This is a genomic window from Psychroflexus maritimus, from assembly GCF_011089875.1.
Classification (GTDB): Bacteria; Bacteroidota; Bacteroidia; order Flavobacteriales; family Flavobacteriaceae; genus Psychroflexus; species Psychroflexus maritimus.
In genome coordinates this window covers 47,304-61,857 of the sequence record NZ_JAANAS010000035.1, presented here as the reverse complement: position 1 = coordinate 61,857, position 14,554 = coordinate 47,304, and the positions used below count along the sequence as shown (strand labels likewise).

Genomic DNA, 14,554 nt, shown 5'->3' with positions numbered 1-14,554 from the left:
TCCAAATTTTAACAAAATATACCCATTAAGGGGTATATTTTTAAACTACAACACCTTCTAAATTTGTAGAAAGAAAGCAGCGCAATGAAAACCATTAAAATATACAACGACAGTGTGTCTATTTGAATTACGCTTTCATCCTTTTTTTGGCCAAAAGAAAACTCCGATAACAAATCGGAGTTTTTTTGATTTATAATGAACTTGAATTCCTTTATTTTTAAAAATATTCTAAAGATACAATTATATTTATATCTCATTTAAGCAACATGAAACAAGCGGGTAATATATTCACTTTATTCCAGTTAATAATTTTTTAGAATCTTCTATCAACTTGCTAATGCCTTTGTGAAATTATATAAGACCTTTAATACCGGGTGTTTATCCCCTTTATTAGGTTCTAGAAACAATTGATCTAATTCTAAGTTTTTATATCCAGTTATGTTTTCCACGGTAACATCGTCAATTTTTTTATAGGCCATAGACCAATCCTTAAATTGACGTTCATTTACAAAGCCACTGTCAAGCAGAACTAATTCATTGTGTCTTGGGTCTTTTTTTATTTTCTTATATACTTTCTCAATTTCTTCATCAGGCCCTTCTATATATTGAATAAATTTACCTTGAATTAATAGGAGTAATCCTGTAATGGCTAATTTTTTATTTTTTTCCCTTATTTGAAATAATAGATTTTCAACGTGGTCTTCGTTCAAGATCTTAGCCTGATTGCTTATGTAGGAAACATATCTTAATTTCATCTTATTATTAGCCTTAGTTTTAATGAATCACAATATAATAAATTCTTTTTTAATTGGTCTAGTTAAAGATTTTATTTTTAATTTCTGTTCACTAATTTAATACTTTAATTTCAACGTTTCTTTTTTAATTTGCCTATTTTTGTTGGAAAATTTAGTCATGAATTTATCATTAAACAAACCAATTTGTTTTTTTGACCTTGAAGCTACAGGTACTAATGTCGCGAAAGATAGAATTGTTGAGATTTCTATTCTTAAAGTTTTTCCTAATGGTAATAAAGAGAGTTTTACCTATAAGATTAATCCAGAAATTCCAATCCCTGCAGTCACTTCAAAAATTCATGGAATTTACGATGAAGATGTGAAAGATGAGCCTAACTTCAAAGCTCTTTCTAGTAAAATTTTAAGTATTCTTAAAGGTGCAGATTTGGCTGGCTATAATAGTAATCGTTTTGATATTCCATTGTTAGCGGAAGAATTATTGCGTGCAGATCAGGATTTTGATTTTTCTAACGTGCTGGCCGTTGATGTTCAAACAATTTTTCATAAAAAGGAAAAGAGAACTTTAGAAGCAGCCTATAAATTTTATTGTAATAAAGACTTGATAGATGCACATAGCGCTGAAGCAGATACACTAGCTACCTACGAAGTTTTAGAAGGACAATTAGAGCGTTATAAAGATTTAGAACCTACAATTAAATGGCTTGCCGATTTTAGTAAGTTTTCACATTTCGCCGATTTTGCTGGATTTATTAGGTATGACGACGAAGGTGATGAAATCTTTTCTTTTGGAAAACACAAAGGCAAAAAAGTTGCCAAAGTGCTTGAAGCCGAGCCAGGTTATTTCTCTTGGCTACAAAATGCAGATTTTCCATTATATACTAAAAAAGTTATTACTGGTATTCAGCTAAAAAAGTTAGCTACTAAATAAAAATAGTTTTTTATGAAAATAATTTGTATTGGTAGAAATTATACTGATCACATTAATGAACTTGAAAATGAAAAACCTAGTTCACCAGTTATTTTTTTGAAACCTGATTCAGCTTTATTACCAAAAAATCAGGTTTTCTTTATTCCCCCTTTTTCCAATAATGTTCATTTTGAGCTTGAAGTTGTAGTTAAAATTAATCGATTGGGTAAGTTTATTCATCAAAAACATGCTCATAAGTATTATGATGAAATTGGTTTAGGACTAGATATGACAGCGCGAGATCTTCAACACGAGTTAAAGAGTAAAGGGTTGCCTTGGGAGAAAGCAAAAGCATTTGATGGTTCGGCTGTTTTAGGAAAGGAATGGATTAATAAGAATAAAATTGATATAAATCAACTCAATTTTCATCTTTATAAAAATGAGCAGTTAGTTCAAAAAGGAAATACCCAAATGATGCTTTGGAAAATCGATGAGTTAATTGCCTATGTTTCTCAATACTTTACTTTAAAAATAGGAGATTTAATTTTCACAGGGACACCAGCAGGTGTTGGACAAGTAACGGAGGGTGATCAACTTAAGGGATTTATAGAGAATAAGGCTATACTTCAACTAAATATCAAATAATGAAAGCAGAAATTATTACCATAGGGGATGAGATTTTAATTGGTCAAATTGTTGATTCAAATTCTGCTTTTCTAGGCAAACAGCTTAATAAAATAGGTATAGAGGTTTATCAAATAACTTCAGTTCAGGATGAAGAGGAGCAAATAATCAATACCCTTAAAGACGCCTCAAAACGAGTAGATTTAATTATAACAACCGGAGGTTTAGGTCCAACAAAAGACGATTTGACTAAGAAAACCCTATGTACTTATTTTAAGGACGAGCTTATATTAAACAAACAAGTACTAGAACACATTGAAGATATTTTCACGAAATATGTAAGTACGCCTATCTTACCAGCTAATAAAACACAAGCCTATCTACCTTCAAAATCTACAGCATTATTTAATCGTTATGGCACTGCACCTGGAATGTGGATAGAGAAAAATCAAGTGGTTTATATATCATTACCTGGGGTGCCTTATGAAATGAAATCTTTAATGCGTGACGAGGTAATTCCTCGGTTAAAACAGCGTTTTCAAACTCCTTATATAATACATAAAACGGTTGTTACTTATGGATTAGGCGAAAGTGCTATAGCCGATTTAATTGAAGATTGGGAAGAGGCTCTACCCAAGCATATCAAGCTGGCCTATTTGCCAAATTTTGGGCGAGTAAGGTTGCGTTTATCTACTAGAGGTAACCATGAAGACCAATTGTATGAAGAGCTCAATCAACAAATAGATAAGCTTCACCAGTACATTGGTCATATCATTAAAGGTTTTGAAGATGAGCTAAGTCTTGAAGAAAATATTGCTCAGTTGCTCACTCAAAAGCAATTAAGTATAAGTACTGCAGAAAGCTGTACGGGTGGTAAAATAGCCTCTAAGCTTTCTGATATCCCTGGGGCTTCTGCTTTTTTAAAAGGAGGTCTTATTAGTTATGCTACATCAGCAAAAGCAGATGCCTTAGGGATAGCTTCTGAAGTTATTGACAAACATTCTGTAGTAAGTGCAGAAATAACTGTTGAAATGGCAAAAAAATCCCTAGCCATGTTCCATTCTGATTTGGCTATTGCAACCACTGGAAACGCTGGGCCAACAAAAGGGGATAGTAAGGCTGAAATTGGAACAGTCTATATTGCTCTAGCCGATAAGCAGGGTGTAAATGTACAGAAATACAGTTTTGGTAATCAACGAGAGCGCGTCACCTATAAAGCTGTAAATAAGTCACTTGAATTAATCTATGACTGGATTATTCAAAAAAAACAGTAAAAAATTAAATACAAACTTTGTTTAAAATAATTCCTTTTTTCTTTGGCTATTTAGGTAAAATGTAGTTAATTTGCAACCTGTTTTAAAAACATAAAAGTATATAAGATGTCTAAAGTTTGTGAACTTACTGGTAAAAGAGCAATGTCTGGAAACAACGTTTCTCACGCATTAAATAGAACAAGAAGGAAATTCAATGTAAATTTAGTTAAAAAACGTTTTTACATTCCTGAAGAAGATAAATGGATTACTTTAAAGGTATCTACTTCTGCCTTGAAAAACATTAATAGGAAAGGCATTTCAGCCGTTCTTAAAGAAGCTAGAGCGAAAGGATTCTTGAAGAAATAATTAACCGTAGAAATAATAAGTTATGGCAAAGAAAGGAAATAGAGTTCAGGTAATTTTAGAATGTACAGAGCATAAGACTTCTGGTCAACCTGGAACATCAAGATATATTACAACAAAAAATAAAAGAAATACACCCGACCGTATTGAGTTGAAGAAATTCAACCCTATTCTTAAAAAAATGACGGTTCACAAAGAGATAAAATAATAAGTTATGGCAAAGAAATCAGTAGCAAGTTTACAGACAGGAAGCAAGAGGCTAACTAAAGCTATCAAAATGGTAAAGTCACCAAAGACTGGTGCTTATACTTTTGTAGAGCGTATCATGGCTCCGGAAGATGTTAATGACTTTTTGAAAAAGTAGATTATATATTTTTAAAGAGATTCAAGTCGTTGTAGATATGCAACGACTTTTTTTTGTTTGAAATCAATAACTTAATCTTATATAATTCAATTTATTTAATAAATTTGCAACCAATTTCAATACTTGATTTTTAAGAATTTAAGTATCTAGTTATTTCTAAACGTATAAATACCTTTTAGTATGGGCTTGTTTAAAAAAATATTTTCAAAAAAGGAAAAACAAAAATTAGATGATGGTTTGGAAAAAACCAAATCCTCTTTTTTTGATAAATTAGGTAAGGCTGTAGCTGGTAAATCAAGCGTAGATGACGAAGTACTTGATGACTTGGAAGAAGTTTTAATTTCGAGTGATGTTGGTGTTGATACTACGATCAAAATAATCAATCGTATAGAAGCGCGTGTTGCTCGAGATAAATATTTAGGAGCAGACGAACTTAATGTTATTTTAAGAGAAGAAATTGCCGGTTTATTAAAAGCTTCTGAAAAAGAAAATCAAGTAGTTCAACCAAGCAACGAAGTTAAAACTCCTTTTGTTATTATAGTTGTTGGTGTTAATGGAGTAGGTAAGACCACTACTATAGGTAAGCTAGCTGCACAATTTAAAAAGGATGGAAAAAAAGTTGTTTTAGGAGCAGCTGATACATTTAGGGCTGCCGCTATTGACCAACTTCAAATTTGGGCTGAACGTGTAGATGTGCCCATTGTGAAACAGCAAATGGGAAGCGATCCTGCTTCTGTTGCTTTTGATACTGTTCAAAGTGCTGTTAAACAAGATGCCGATGTAGTTTTAATTGATACTGCCGGAAGGCTACACAACAAAGTTAATTTGATGAATGAATTAACTAAGATTAAGCGAGTTATGCAAAAAGTTATTCCTAATGCACCTCATGATGTGATGCTTGTTTTAGATGGTTCTACAGGACAAAACGCTTTTGAACAAGCCAAACAGTTTACTGCTGCTACAGAAGTAACATCCCTAGCCGTTACTAAATTAGATGGAACAGCAAAAGGAGGAGTAGTTATTGGAATTAGTGACCAATTTCAAATCCCTGTAAGATATATAGGTGTTGGCGAAGCAATAGACGATTTACAAACCTTTGACAAAATTGAGTTTGTAGATTCTTTTTTCAAACAATAGTTGTTTACTTTGTTGCATGGAAGATAAAAAACCACCCATCTTATCACAAAAATATGCCATTACGGGAACTAAAATTGTAGTTATCTTTTCTGCGATTTTTATTTTCATGAAATTCTTTGCTATCGTTGGTAAGGATTTATGGCTTATTCCTAATCTTTTGATTTGTCTTCCCTCACTTATTTTAGGTGCAATAGGAATAAATTTAATCCGAACACAAAAAACACATATTAGCTTTGTTATTTTTGCTCTACTTGTGTTTATTTTGGTGCGTATTTACGAAGAACAGCTTCAATTATTTTTTTATCAGATGTTTCAATCATAATCAAGTCAACCTTTTTTATTTTATCAATTGATAGCTTTTCGTTAAAGTCTGGCCATTTTTTAAATTTTTGTAAATTAATCATTCATATTTGACAAATGGTTAATCGCGAAATTATTGTTATAGGAGGAGGACTAGCTGGTTTAGTTACTGCTATTCATCTTCAGAACGAAGGAGTGAAGGTAACTTTAATTGAAAAAAAAGCTTACCCATTTCACCGTGTTTGTGGCGAATATGTTTCAAACGAAATAAAGTCTTACTTAGTCTCACTTGGTGTTCCTTTACATCATTTAGACTATAAGGAAATTTCTTTCTTTCAACTTACAGCATTAACTGGCAAACCTATTAAAAGCAAATTGCCTCTAGGAGGGTTTGGTGTTTCAAGATATGGTTTTGATGGGCTGCTCTATACCTACGCTAAGAACTTAGGCGTAGAATTTGTTTTTGATCAAGTCATGGACTATTCGTTTATTGATTCGCAGTTTGAAGTTACCACCAAGAACACCAAGTTTTTTTCTAAACTTCTTGTCTGTGCTTATGGAAAAAGATCAGTTTTAGATGGACAGCTACAACGTTCTTTTTTTAAAAATAAAACACCCTGGATGGGCGTAAAAGCTCATTATCAATTAGCTGAATTTCCAGATAATTTAGTTGAATTACACAACTTTGAGGGCGGATATTGTGGCCTTTCAAAAGTAGAAACAAACCACATCAATTGTTGTTATTTAATTCGTCTTCAGCAGTATCAAAAATTCAAAAACTTTGAAGACTTAGAAAAGAATGTGCTTAGCAAAAACGAATACCTTAAGCGTTTTTTTGAAAATGCAACATTGAGTTTTGAAAAACGCCTAGTTATTTCTCAGGTTTCATTTGAAAACAAAACCCGCATTGAAAAAAACGCTTTAATGATAGGTGATACCGCAGGTTTGATACACCCACTTTGTGGAAATGGAATGGCTATGGCAATTCATAGTGCAAAAATTGTTTCAGAATGTATTCTTGATTATCAAAGACACAAAAACAGATTAAAATTGAACTCAGACTTTGCCAAAAAATGGAAAATAAGTTTCAAGCGAAGGCTTTTTTTTGGAAATTTATTTCAGCACCTATTATTGCAACCAAAACTTACCAACTTCGCTTTACAATTGGTAGGAAACAATAAGTTCATTTTTCAACAATTAATTAAACAAACCCATGGAAAACCTTTGCAATGATTAGTACAAAATTTAGGTCTAAACTTCCTGAACTCATGGATGAATTTGATTTTCAAGGAAAAGAACTTGAAAAAGTGTTACGTTCAATAGACCGAGTAAACAATAATTTAGGTGGCTATAAAGTAACTATTCAAGGTATTTTGCAAATTTTTGACCAACAGTCGATTAGTGTTAAAAGGCCAATTAAGATTGTTGAGTTTGGCTGTGGAAGTGGAGCAAGTTTAAGAAAACTAGCTACCTATTTTAGCTCGTCTCCTTACCAAGTTGAATTAATTGGAGTTGATGCAAACCCACATATTGTTCAAATAGCAAAAAGTCAATCGGCTGATTATGAAAATATTAAATTCCTTGTGATGGATGTTTTTTCTGAAGACTTTAAACGCATCAATGCAGATGTTGTTTTTTCTTCGTTAACGATGCATCATTTTAAGGAAAAAGAAATCTTAAAACTCATTCGTGTTTTGTATGCAAACACTACATTTGGTATTGTTATCAATGATTTGCACAGAAGTGTTTTAGCCTATAGGTTATTTCAATTATACGCGCTTTTTTTTATTCAATCAAAAGTGGCTCACCAGGATGGATTGGTTTCTATTCTAAGAGGATTCAAAAAGCATGATTTCACTAATTTTGCTAAAAAACTACATTTACAAAATAAGCATCAAATCAGTTGGAAATGGGCTTTTAGATATCAATGGATAATACAACATTAAATGAAAGTAAAACTACAAGATGTACAAACAGTTCAACCTCCTTATTCCCGAAATACGGAAGACATTATTCCTTTAGTTGAATTTTGGTTAGCTAATGAAGATGAACGTTACCGAAGGAAGGCAGTTAAGATTTTTGAAGGTGCTCAAGTTAATAAGCGCTATTCTATTATGCCTCCAGAAACAGTATTTAGTGCGCTTTCTTTTGAAGAGCGAAATAAAATTTATACCAAGCAAGCCAAAATAATTGCGGCTAAAGCAATGAATAAAGCTTTGGCTAGTTCAAATTGGAAAGCTTCGTCATTAGATTATATAATTACGGTAAGTTGCACAGGAATAATGATTCCTTCTTTAGATGCTTTCTTAATTAACGAATTTGGCTTAAAACAATCAATAGTGCGTTTGCCAGTAACTGAAATGGGTTGTGTGGCAGGAGTTTCAGCAATGATCTATGCTTCAGAATTCCTTAAGGCTAACCCTGGTAAAAGAGCTGCAATTGTTGCTTTTGAAGCTCCCACAGCTACTTTTTTAATGGAAGACACCTCAATGACTAATATTGTTTCTTCGGCTATTTTTGGCGATGGATGCGCCTGTGTTTTGATGTCTTCTGAAGAAGAAGCTGTAGGACCAGAAATTTGTGGAAGTGAAATGTATCATTTTTATGACCAAACCCATATGATGGGATTCGATTTGACTAATCAAGGGCTTAAAATGGTACTTGATGAAGCTGTTCCTGAAACGATTACGGCTCATTTTCCTGCTATTCTTCATCCATTCTTAGAAAAATTTGGTTTAACTTTAGATGATTTGGAACATCTTATTTTTCATCCAGGAGGAAAAAAAATTGTTCAAACGGTAGAAACATTATTTAAGGATTTAGGAAAAGACATTAGCAGTACTAAAAAGGTGTTGCGAGAATTTGGTAATATGAGTAGCGCAACTGTATTGTACGTGTTGAAGGATGTTTTGGAGAAGCAACCTAAAGTAAATGATTATGGGCTTATGCTTAGTTTTGGTCCTGGTTTTACCGCGCAACGGCTCCTTTTAAAATGGTAATTACATGGAAATTAAAAAAGATTCGGTCTATAGTTTAGTATTGGGAGGTAGTCGAGGTTTAGGATGGGCAAGTGCTTGCAAATTAGCTTCATCAGGTAATTCGGTTATAATAATTTACCGGGATTCAAGGAGTTTTAGTGAAGAATTTCAGCAAAAGATTCAGCAAAAAAATGATGAAGGACTTGATTTAATGGCTTTCAATTTTGATGCCTTAAATGAAGAAAAAAGAGATGTATTTTTAGATCAGTTACTTGAAAAAAATTGTCAAATCAATCTGCTTTTGCATAGCGTTTCAAAAGGAACTTTGAAACCAATGCAAGGTAAGCATAAGTTGAGTTCAACTGATTTTAAAATTACCTTACAGGCAATGGGATATAATTTATACGAATGGGTAAGTGCTTTACACGTTAAAAAATTATTTGCTAAGCCTGCTAAAGTGCTAGCATTTACAAGTATAGGAAGCTCTAGGCCTTTACCCAATTATGCAGCAGTATCTGCTGCTAAAGCTGTTTTAGAGGCTACAAGTAGAAGTGTTGCTCTAGAATTTGCTCAATTTGGGATCACCTCTAATTGCATAGAAGCTGGTGTTTGTCTTACAGAATCTTTGAAACAAATTCCAAACATTGATCAATTGATTAAAGAAGTGCAAACAAAAAATCCTTTTCAACGGTTAACTACACCACAAGACGTAGCTAACGTAGTTTATTTACTTAGCCTTCCGGAGAGCAATTGGGTGAATGGAACTGTGATTAAAGTAGATGGCGGTGAAAGTTTGAATTAAGTTATCTAGTTTTTCAATATACTTTAATCTAGCATAGAACCTCCATTAAGGAATAATAGCTGCGTTTTTTACCCTAACATAAAAGATTAAGATCTGTTTAATTGTTCTATTTTTTTCTTTTCCATTCTTGCGTTCTATAAATAAAAGAGACATATCCTCTTACTTTTAGTATTGAAGCATCATCTTCATCTACCCAAATTTTTGAATCGTATGTTTTGTCGGCTTCAGGATCGGTAACTTTTCCATTTTCGTATTTGTCGCCTTTTTTTTCAAAACCGCTTAAGACTTCAAAGCCCATTAATTTTTTACCTTTCATACTTCCTTTGCAATGCTCACAGGTGTCGTCAGGTTGAGCTCCTTCTTCCAAAAATTCAATAATTTTACCATATAGTTTACCATCTTCTTTCTCGTAAATTTCAACTACCGACTTTTCTTTACCCGTATTATCATCAACTGTAATCCATTTTCCTACGATTTCTTGGGCATTAGCACTAATGCAGGTAAGCATTAAAAAAATAAACTGGTATTTCATTTCTTTTTCTTTCAAAAGTAAGTTTTTGATTTTTACTTTAACTTCTTTTAATAGCATTTTAAACTTTCGCTTTTAGATAGGGTCATCACCAAAAGATTTTTCCTATTTTTACTCCTAAAAAATGAGTGTATGCGTTTTATAATTCTTTCACTATTTAAACTATTTGTACTTTTATTTTTAATTTCTTGTGAAGAAAATAAACAAATAAAAACCAATGAAGCAGTAATAGAAAAAAAATCGTCTTCGGAGGTATCTTCTGAAAATGATGCTAAGAAGGGAAGTAAAGAAAATAGAGAATCTGATTTAACATCAACTTTATCTTCACATTTAATTCAATTTAAACTCAATATTGAAGTAGATGATTTCTATGTTAAGTTTAATGAATTGATGAATGCGAATCCTGGAATGATGGTAACAAATACCTTTGACCATCAAGAAAAGGCTGAATCTGTTGGTATGACCATTGATTTTTCCTCCTTTCATCACCTTTACACCAATCAATTAATCAATCCTTTAATCAACGAAAACCCTTTAGTAGCACTAGACCTTCCTTTGCGGATACATTTTTTTAAAGACGATAACAATGATTTTGCTCAATTTGTTGATGGTCATTATTTGATTAAAAGATATGGGTTAGAGGAGAGCATACAAACTGCGGAATCTAATTCAAGGGTATTGAATTCAATTGTGAAAAATCTTTCTAATCAGGAGAAGCCTTTTCAAAATTCAGATTTGAATTTCAAAGAATTAGAAGGTATTGAAATTCTTCAAAGTACATCTAATTTTGATGAAACAGCTAAAAGCATATTGCATGCAATTAAAAAAAATAAAGAAGTTGATTTGATTGCGGCTCATGACTTTCAAAGTTTTGCACAAGAAGCTAATTATTCAATAGGTAAATGTATCTTGCTGTTGTACGGTAATCCTGAAATGGGTTCAAGTTTAATGCAAGAACGCCCAAGTTTAGGAATTGATTTACCTCTTAAAATGTTATTATACGAAACTAAAGACGGAGTGACTCATGTAGCTTATAACAATATGGAATTTATATTTGGACTACATGATTACCAAAATACCGAAGCAGCAAATAAATTGAATCAGCTAACTGCAACCTTGATTACAGGTAAAAAATGAGTTTTCAACTCTCTTATTGGGAAAGAAAATAGTGGTTAAGAAATATCTTCTTTAAAATGGAGCGGAATTCTAGGAATAGAAGATAAAAAAGCCTATAGTAAAACAGCTTGTTAATCATTTATATCGTGGTGTTAGAATAGGAGGAATGGGCGTTGCTATTTTAGGTGCTGTAGGTTTTCAACTAGCTATTTAGTTACTTAACCTCAAGGCTAAAAGTCATTTCAAACTGTACTTCTCTTCCAAGTTTACTTTCTATTTGTTTTTTGATTAATGTAATATCTTCATCTCCTGGTTCATGTTTGGCTACCACTTGAATGGCTAGCTTCAAAGGGTTTTTGTTAATTACTTCTACTTGCTTTATCCTCATATCTTTCACCTCCATTCTGTTCACAGAATTAACAATTTTGTTTTCCTTTACTACTTGAAAAAAGCCGTAGCCAAGGGGTACACTAATAGAAAGTACAATAAGTAATGAAATAAATAAACCTTTTTTAGCTATTTTAAACGGGCTATATCCCATTAATAAAAAGGTAAAAGAGCCAGCTAGCACCATTCCTGTTAAGTTAGTGATAAGTAACAGAAAAGCACCAAGGAAAACTTTCCATTCTCCCCAACCTAGACCAATGGCAGAAACAGCTAAAGGAGGAACTAGCGCTACAGCAATAGCAACACCAGCTAAGGTTTTTGCGATGGCCGTGTTGGCATGCGCATAAGCACCTGCAATTCCAGAAATCACAGCAATTCCTAAATCAAGTAAATTAGGCTCTAAACGAGAACTGATTTCGCTATTAATGGCATATAAAGGTGTAATTAAAGTAAGGATGATAGCAGCTATATAAGAAAATAGAATACCTGAACCAATAGTTACCAAACTATCTTGCACGATTTTTTTTTCTTGTCTTAAAACTCCCATAGATAAAGATATTACAGGAGAAATTAGCGGTGCTAAAATCATCGCTCCAATAATTACAGGTGTTGAATCTGCAAAAAGCCCAAAGGTGGCTAAAAGCGTAGATAAAATCATCAAAATAAGGTAAGAGGATTTAGTTTTAGCATTATCTCTTAAAGTGGTAAAAAGCTCTTTATATTCTTCTGTTGAAGCGTGTTTAATAAGTGGTAATCGTTTACCAATCATTTCTGTCATAGCTTCACCCTTTGGTAGGTTTTCAGTTCGAAAGGTTTTTTTATTGTTTTTTTCTTCTTTGGTAAAAAGCAAACTTTTACTTGGAATAAGCTGAAAACTCTCTTGAATTTCAATAAGTAAATTCTCTGTTTCAAGAACTTCACCGTCTATACTATACTTTGTGCTTTGTTCAAATTTAAGCTTTAGTTGGTCGGTTTTGAGGTGGCCTAAAAAATGGAAAGCTTTAATCCCTTTAAATTGCCTTAAGCTAAATTTTGATTTGATAAAAGAAAAAATGACTTCAGAAAAACTTCTTGGTGCAAAGAGTAAAGCATGAAATAACCCATCATTAAGATAAGAATTTTCTAATATGAGCCTAGAAATAACCGAATTTTTCCCATGTTGAGTTATTAAAACCTCTGCCACAGCCGTACTAAAAGAGTCCTTTTTATCTGCGGTAATTTCAACTTTTTTAGGTTTTGTTTTGTTGTAATTTTTAAGTAATCCCCATAGTTGCTTGATAAAGGACACAAATCTATTTTGTGTTCTTTTTTTAGTAAACGTAGTAACTAAGCTTCCAATAATCAAATAATTAAAAACTACTTTCTCATTACAATAGAGTAAGTCTGAGTTGATTACTTTATCATTTTCTTTAAATTCTTCAAGGCAATTTGTTATACTTTCTGAAATTTGAAACCCATTTCTAGTTTCAAAATTTTGTTGATGAGGAAGAAAGCCTATTTTGAATTTTTTGTCTTTGGTTTTTTCAATAAACTCTTTGTTTTCCTTATCTGAAAGGAGGAGTATAACAAACGACTCTTCGGGGATGCTTGTTTTAAAATCCGATTCAAACTGATATTTCTGATAAAAAAAGTCATTTATGTTTTTCTCATCTACTGATGAGACTTGATTTAATTCTTCTAAATCATAAACTAAATAAAATCTTTTTTCATCCATAAGGTAAAAATACAATTCATTTGTTTTAAATTGTATTAAAACGAAAATTGTTTTCTTAAATTTGTACTAAAGATAAATTAGTTGTGGAGCATTTAAAACGAATTCTGAGATTAAATTACAATTCTTTTCAAATCCAAAATATTGATTATATTTGTATCTTAATGGATACAATTTTGAATGATAATAACTGAAAAAACATCAGAATTTGATAAGTGAATAAGAAAGCTGAAAGATATTCGGGCAAAATCCAAGATACTTTTCCGAATCCAAAAACTTGAAACGGATGAACATTTTGGAGATTGTAAACAGTAGGAGATGGGCCATGACTTATGAGACTATGATTTGGTAGTATTTTGTCGAGCGTGATTTGCTTTACAGCACCAAATCAGATTTGAGAAGACGATTTTTAAAGCCCGGGCCGTTTACCAAATTTTATCTCAAAATTGATAATGAAACGCCGCCAAGACTGGGGCAATATCTCGGGTGGCAAATCGTAAATGCTTATGCTGAGCGCCATCCGGAAAAGAGCATAGAAGAAATTATAAATACAGACGAACAAATCTTATTTTAGCAATCTAAATATAAACCTTAATGAATATGAAGAAGACCTCCGATATCATATTACGAGTAACAACCGATGAAAATAAAATCCCGGAAGCCATTAACTGGTCTGCCCAGGACGGTGGAGTTGAAAATGAAGAAGCCAAAGCCGCTTTTCTTTCGGTTTGGGATCATAAATCTAAAGAAAGCCTACGAATGAATAGACCTTTGGACCAAAGACATGCCGGTAGACGAAATGAAGCATTTTTTTCATCAGACTCTGGTCACGATGAGCGATACCTACTACCAAGCCACTCAAGATGAAAAAATGAGTGAAACCATGAAAGATTTTTGTGCCTATTTTGCTGAAAAATTAGAGTTGAATGATGACCACTAAAAGCGAAAAACCAAAATTAATTTTTGTTTACAACGCCGATTCGGGATTAAAAAATACTTTGATGGATTCTGCGCATAAAATGTTTAGTCCCAAAACCTATCCCTGTAAATTATGCGATTTGACTTATCATGCTTTAGGCGAAAAAAAAGCTTGGAAAAGATATCGAAAAAACGCCAAAGCAGAGATGAAGTTTTTACATGCCGACGAATTTCAACAATTGTATAAATCCAAATTTAGACCGGCTTTTGAGTTGCCGGTGGTTTTGGTTGAAGACCAATACAAGCTTGAACTATTATTAAGCAACAAAGCTCTTGATGACATCAATGATTTACAAACGCTTATCAACAGAATTGAAGGATATTTAGAGAAACATTCAACTTAATTTCAA

The 14,554-nt window shown here is 32.5% G+C and carries 17 protein-coding genes and 2 pseudogenes; 16 read left to right on the top strand and 3 right to left on the bottom strand.

The window, feature by feature from the left end:
* Positions 1-326 precede the first annotated feature (326 nt).
* On the bottom strand, positions 327-755 hold the full coding sequence (locus G7034_RS03715) for a BLUF domain-containing protein (protein ID WP_166399617.1): 429 nt from the start codon (positions 753-755) through the stop codon (positions 327-329).
* A 157-nt stretch (positions 756-912) separates the two neighbouring features.
* On the opposite strand from G7034_RS03715, the gene G7034_RS03710 reads away from it, so the two are divergent.
* From G7034_RS03710 to G7034_RS03655, 12 genes are all read left to right on the top strand, one after another.
* A complete protein-coding gene (locus G7034_RS03710; protein ID WP_166399616.1) occupies positions 913-1,683 on the top strand; it encodes a 3'-5' exonuclease in 771 nt (256 codons plus the stop codon).
* Between the two features lie 12 nt (positions 1,684-1,695).
* Positions 1,696-2,307 carry a fumarylacetoacetate hydrolase family protein gene (locus tag G7034_RS03705; RefSeq protein ID WP_166399615.1) on the top strand — a complete coding sequence of 204 codons (612 nt, stop codon included), beginning with the start codon at positions 1,696-1,698 and terminating at the stop codon, positions 2,305-2,307.
* Positions 2,307-3,560 (top strand): competence/damage-inducible protein A, encoded by a 1,254-nt coding sequence (locus G7034_RS03700; RefSeq protein WP_166399614.1) that lies wholly within the window; start codon positions 2,307-2,309, stop codon positions 3,558-3,560. The genes G7034_RS03705 and G7034_RS03700 overlap by 1 nt, the downstream gene beginning before the upstream one ends.
* Before the next feature lie 105 nt (positions 3,561-3,665).
* A complete protein-coding gene (rpmB, locus tag G7034_RS03695) occupies positions 3,666-3,905 on the top strand; it encodes a 50S ribosomal protein L28 (RefSeq protein WP_166399613.1) in 240 nt (79 codons plus the stop codon).
* 22 nt (positions 3,906-3,927) lie between these two features.
* A complete protein-coding gene (rpmG, locus tag G7034_RS03690) occupies positions 3,928-4,110 on the top strand; it encodes a 50S ribosomal protein L33 (RefSeq protein WP_166399612.1) in 183 nt (60 codons plus the stop codon).
* Between the two features lie 6 nt (positions 4,111-4,116).
* Positions 4,117-4,266, top strand: a complete 150-nt coding sequence (locus G7034_RS03685; RefSeq protein WP_166399611.1) for a DUF4295 domain-containing protein — start codon at positions 4,117-4,119, stop codon at positions 4,264-4,266.
* Between the two features lie 180 nt (positions 4,267-4,446).
* Positions 4,447-5,403, top strand: coding sequence for a signal recognition particle-docking protein FtsY (ftsY, locus tag G7034_RS03680; RefSeq protein ID WP_166399610.1), 957 nt, complete (start codon positions 4,447-4,449; stop codon positions 5,401-5,403).
* Positions 5,404-5,419: 16 nt separating this feature from the next.
* On the top strand, positions 5,420-5,725 hold the full coding sequence (locus tag G7034_RS03675; protein ID WP_166399609.1) for a hypothetical protein: 306 nt from the start codon (positions 5,420-5,422) through the stop codon (positions 5,723-5,725).
* A gap of 95 nt (positions 5,726-5,820) precedes the next feature.
* Positions 5,821-6,936: an NAD(P)/FAD-dependent oxidoreductase gene (locus G7034_RS03670; protein WP_166399608.1), complete on the top strand. Its 1,116-nt coding sequence runs from the start codon at positions 5,821-5,823 to the stop codon at positions 6,934-6,936.
* A complete protein-coding gene (locus G7034_RS03665; RefSeq protein ID WP_166399607.1) occupies positions 6,933-7,649 on the top strand; it encodes a methyltransferase domain-containing protein in 717 nt (238 codons plus the stop codon). The genes G7034_RS03670 and G7034_RS03665 overlap by 4 nt, the downstream gene beginning before the upstream one ends.
* Complete coding sequence (locus tag G7034_RS03660) at positions 7,650-8,702, top strand: type III polyketide synthase (protein ID WP_166399606.1); 1,053 nt, start codon at positions 7,650-7,652, stop codon at positions 8,700-8,702.
* Positions 8,703-8,706: 4 nt separating this feature from the next.
* On the top strand, positions 8,707-9,483 hold the full coding sequence (locus G7034_RS03655; protein WP_166399605.1) for an SDR family oxidoreductase: 777 nt from the start codon (positions 8,707-8,709) through the stop codon (positions 9,481-9,483).
* 106 nt (positions 9,484-9,589) lie between these two features.
* Here the strand turns inward: G7034_RS03655 and G7034_RS03650 are convergent, their stop codons facing one another.
* Complete coding sequence (locus G7034_RS03650; RefSeq protein ID WP_246166742.1) at positions 9,590-10,030, bottom strand: DUF2147 domain-containing protein; 441 nt, start codon at positions 10,028-10,030, stop codon at positions 9,590-9,592.
* Between the two features lie 114 nt (positions 10,031-10,144).
* On the opposite strand from G7034_RS03650, the gene G7034_RS03645 reads away from it, so the two are divergent.
* On the top strand, positions 10,145-11,149 hold the full coding sequence (locus G7034_RS03645; protein ID WP_166399604.1) for a DUF302 domain-containing protein: 1,005 nt from the start codon (positions 10,145-10,147) through the stop codon (positions 11,147-11,149).
* Positions 11,150-11,342: 193 nt separating this feature from the next.
* On the opposite strand, the gene G7034_RS03640 is transcribed toward G7034_RS03645, so the two are convergent.
* The gene (locus G7034_RS03640) at positions 11,343-13,244 is read right to left on the bottom strand and encodes a DUF389 domain-containing protein (protein WP_166399603.1); all 1,902 of its coding nucleotides are present in this window, start codon (positions 13,242-13,244) and stop codon (positions 11,343-11,345) included.
* Between the two features lie 346 nt (positions 13,245-13,590).
* Between G7034_RS03640 and G7034_RS12150 the strand changes: the two are divergent.
* From G7034_RS12150 to G7034_RS03630, 3 genes and pseudogenes are all read left to right on the top strand, one after another.
* Positions 13,591-13,800, top strand: a pseudogene (locus tag G7034_RS12150) (gliding motility protein GldB-related protein); the annotation flags it as partial.
* A gap of 20 nt (positions 13,801-13,820) precedes the next feature.
* Positions 13,821-14,166 (top strand): annotated as a pseudogene (gldC, locus tag G7034_RS03635) (gliding motility protein GldC).
* Positions 14,153-14,548 (top strand): GTPase, encoded by a 396-nt coding sequence (locus G7034_RS03630; RefSeq protein WP_246166740.1) that lies wholly within the window; start codon positions 14,153-14,155, stop codon positions 14,546-14,548. Before gldC ends, G7034_RS03630 begins: the two are co-directional and overlap by 14 nt.
* The last annotated feature ends 6 nt before the right edge of the window (positions 14,549-14,554 follow it).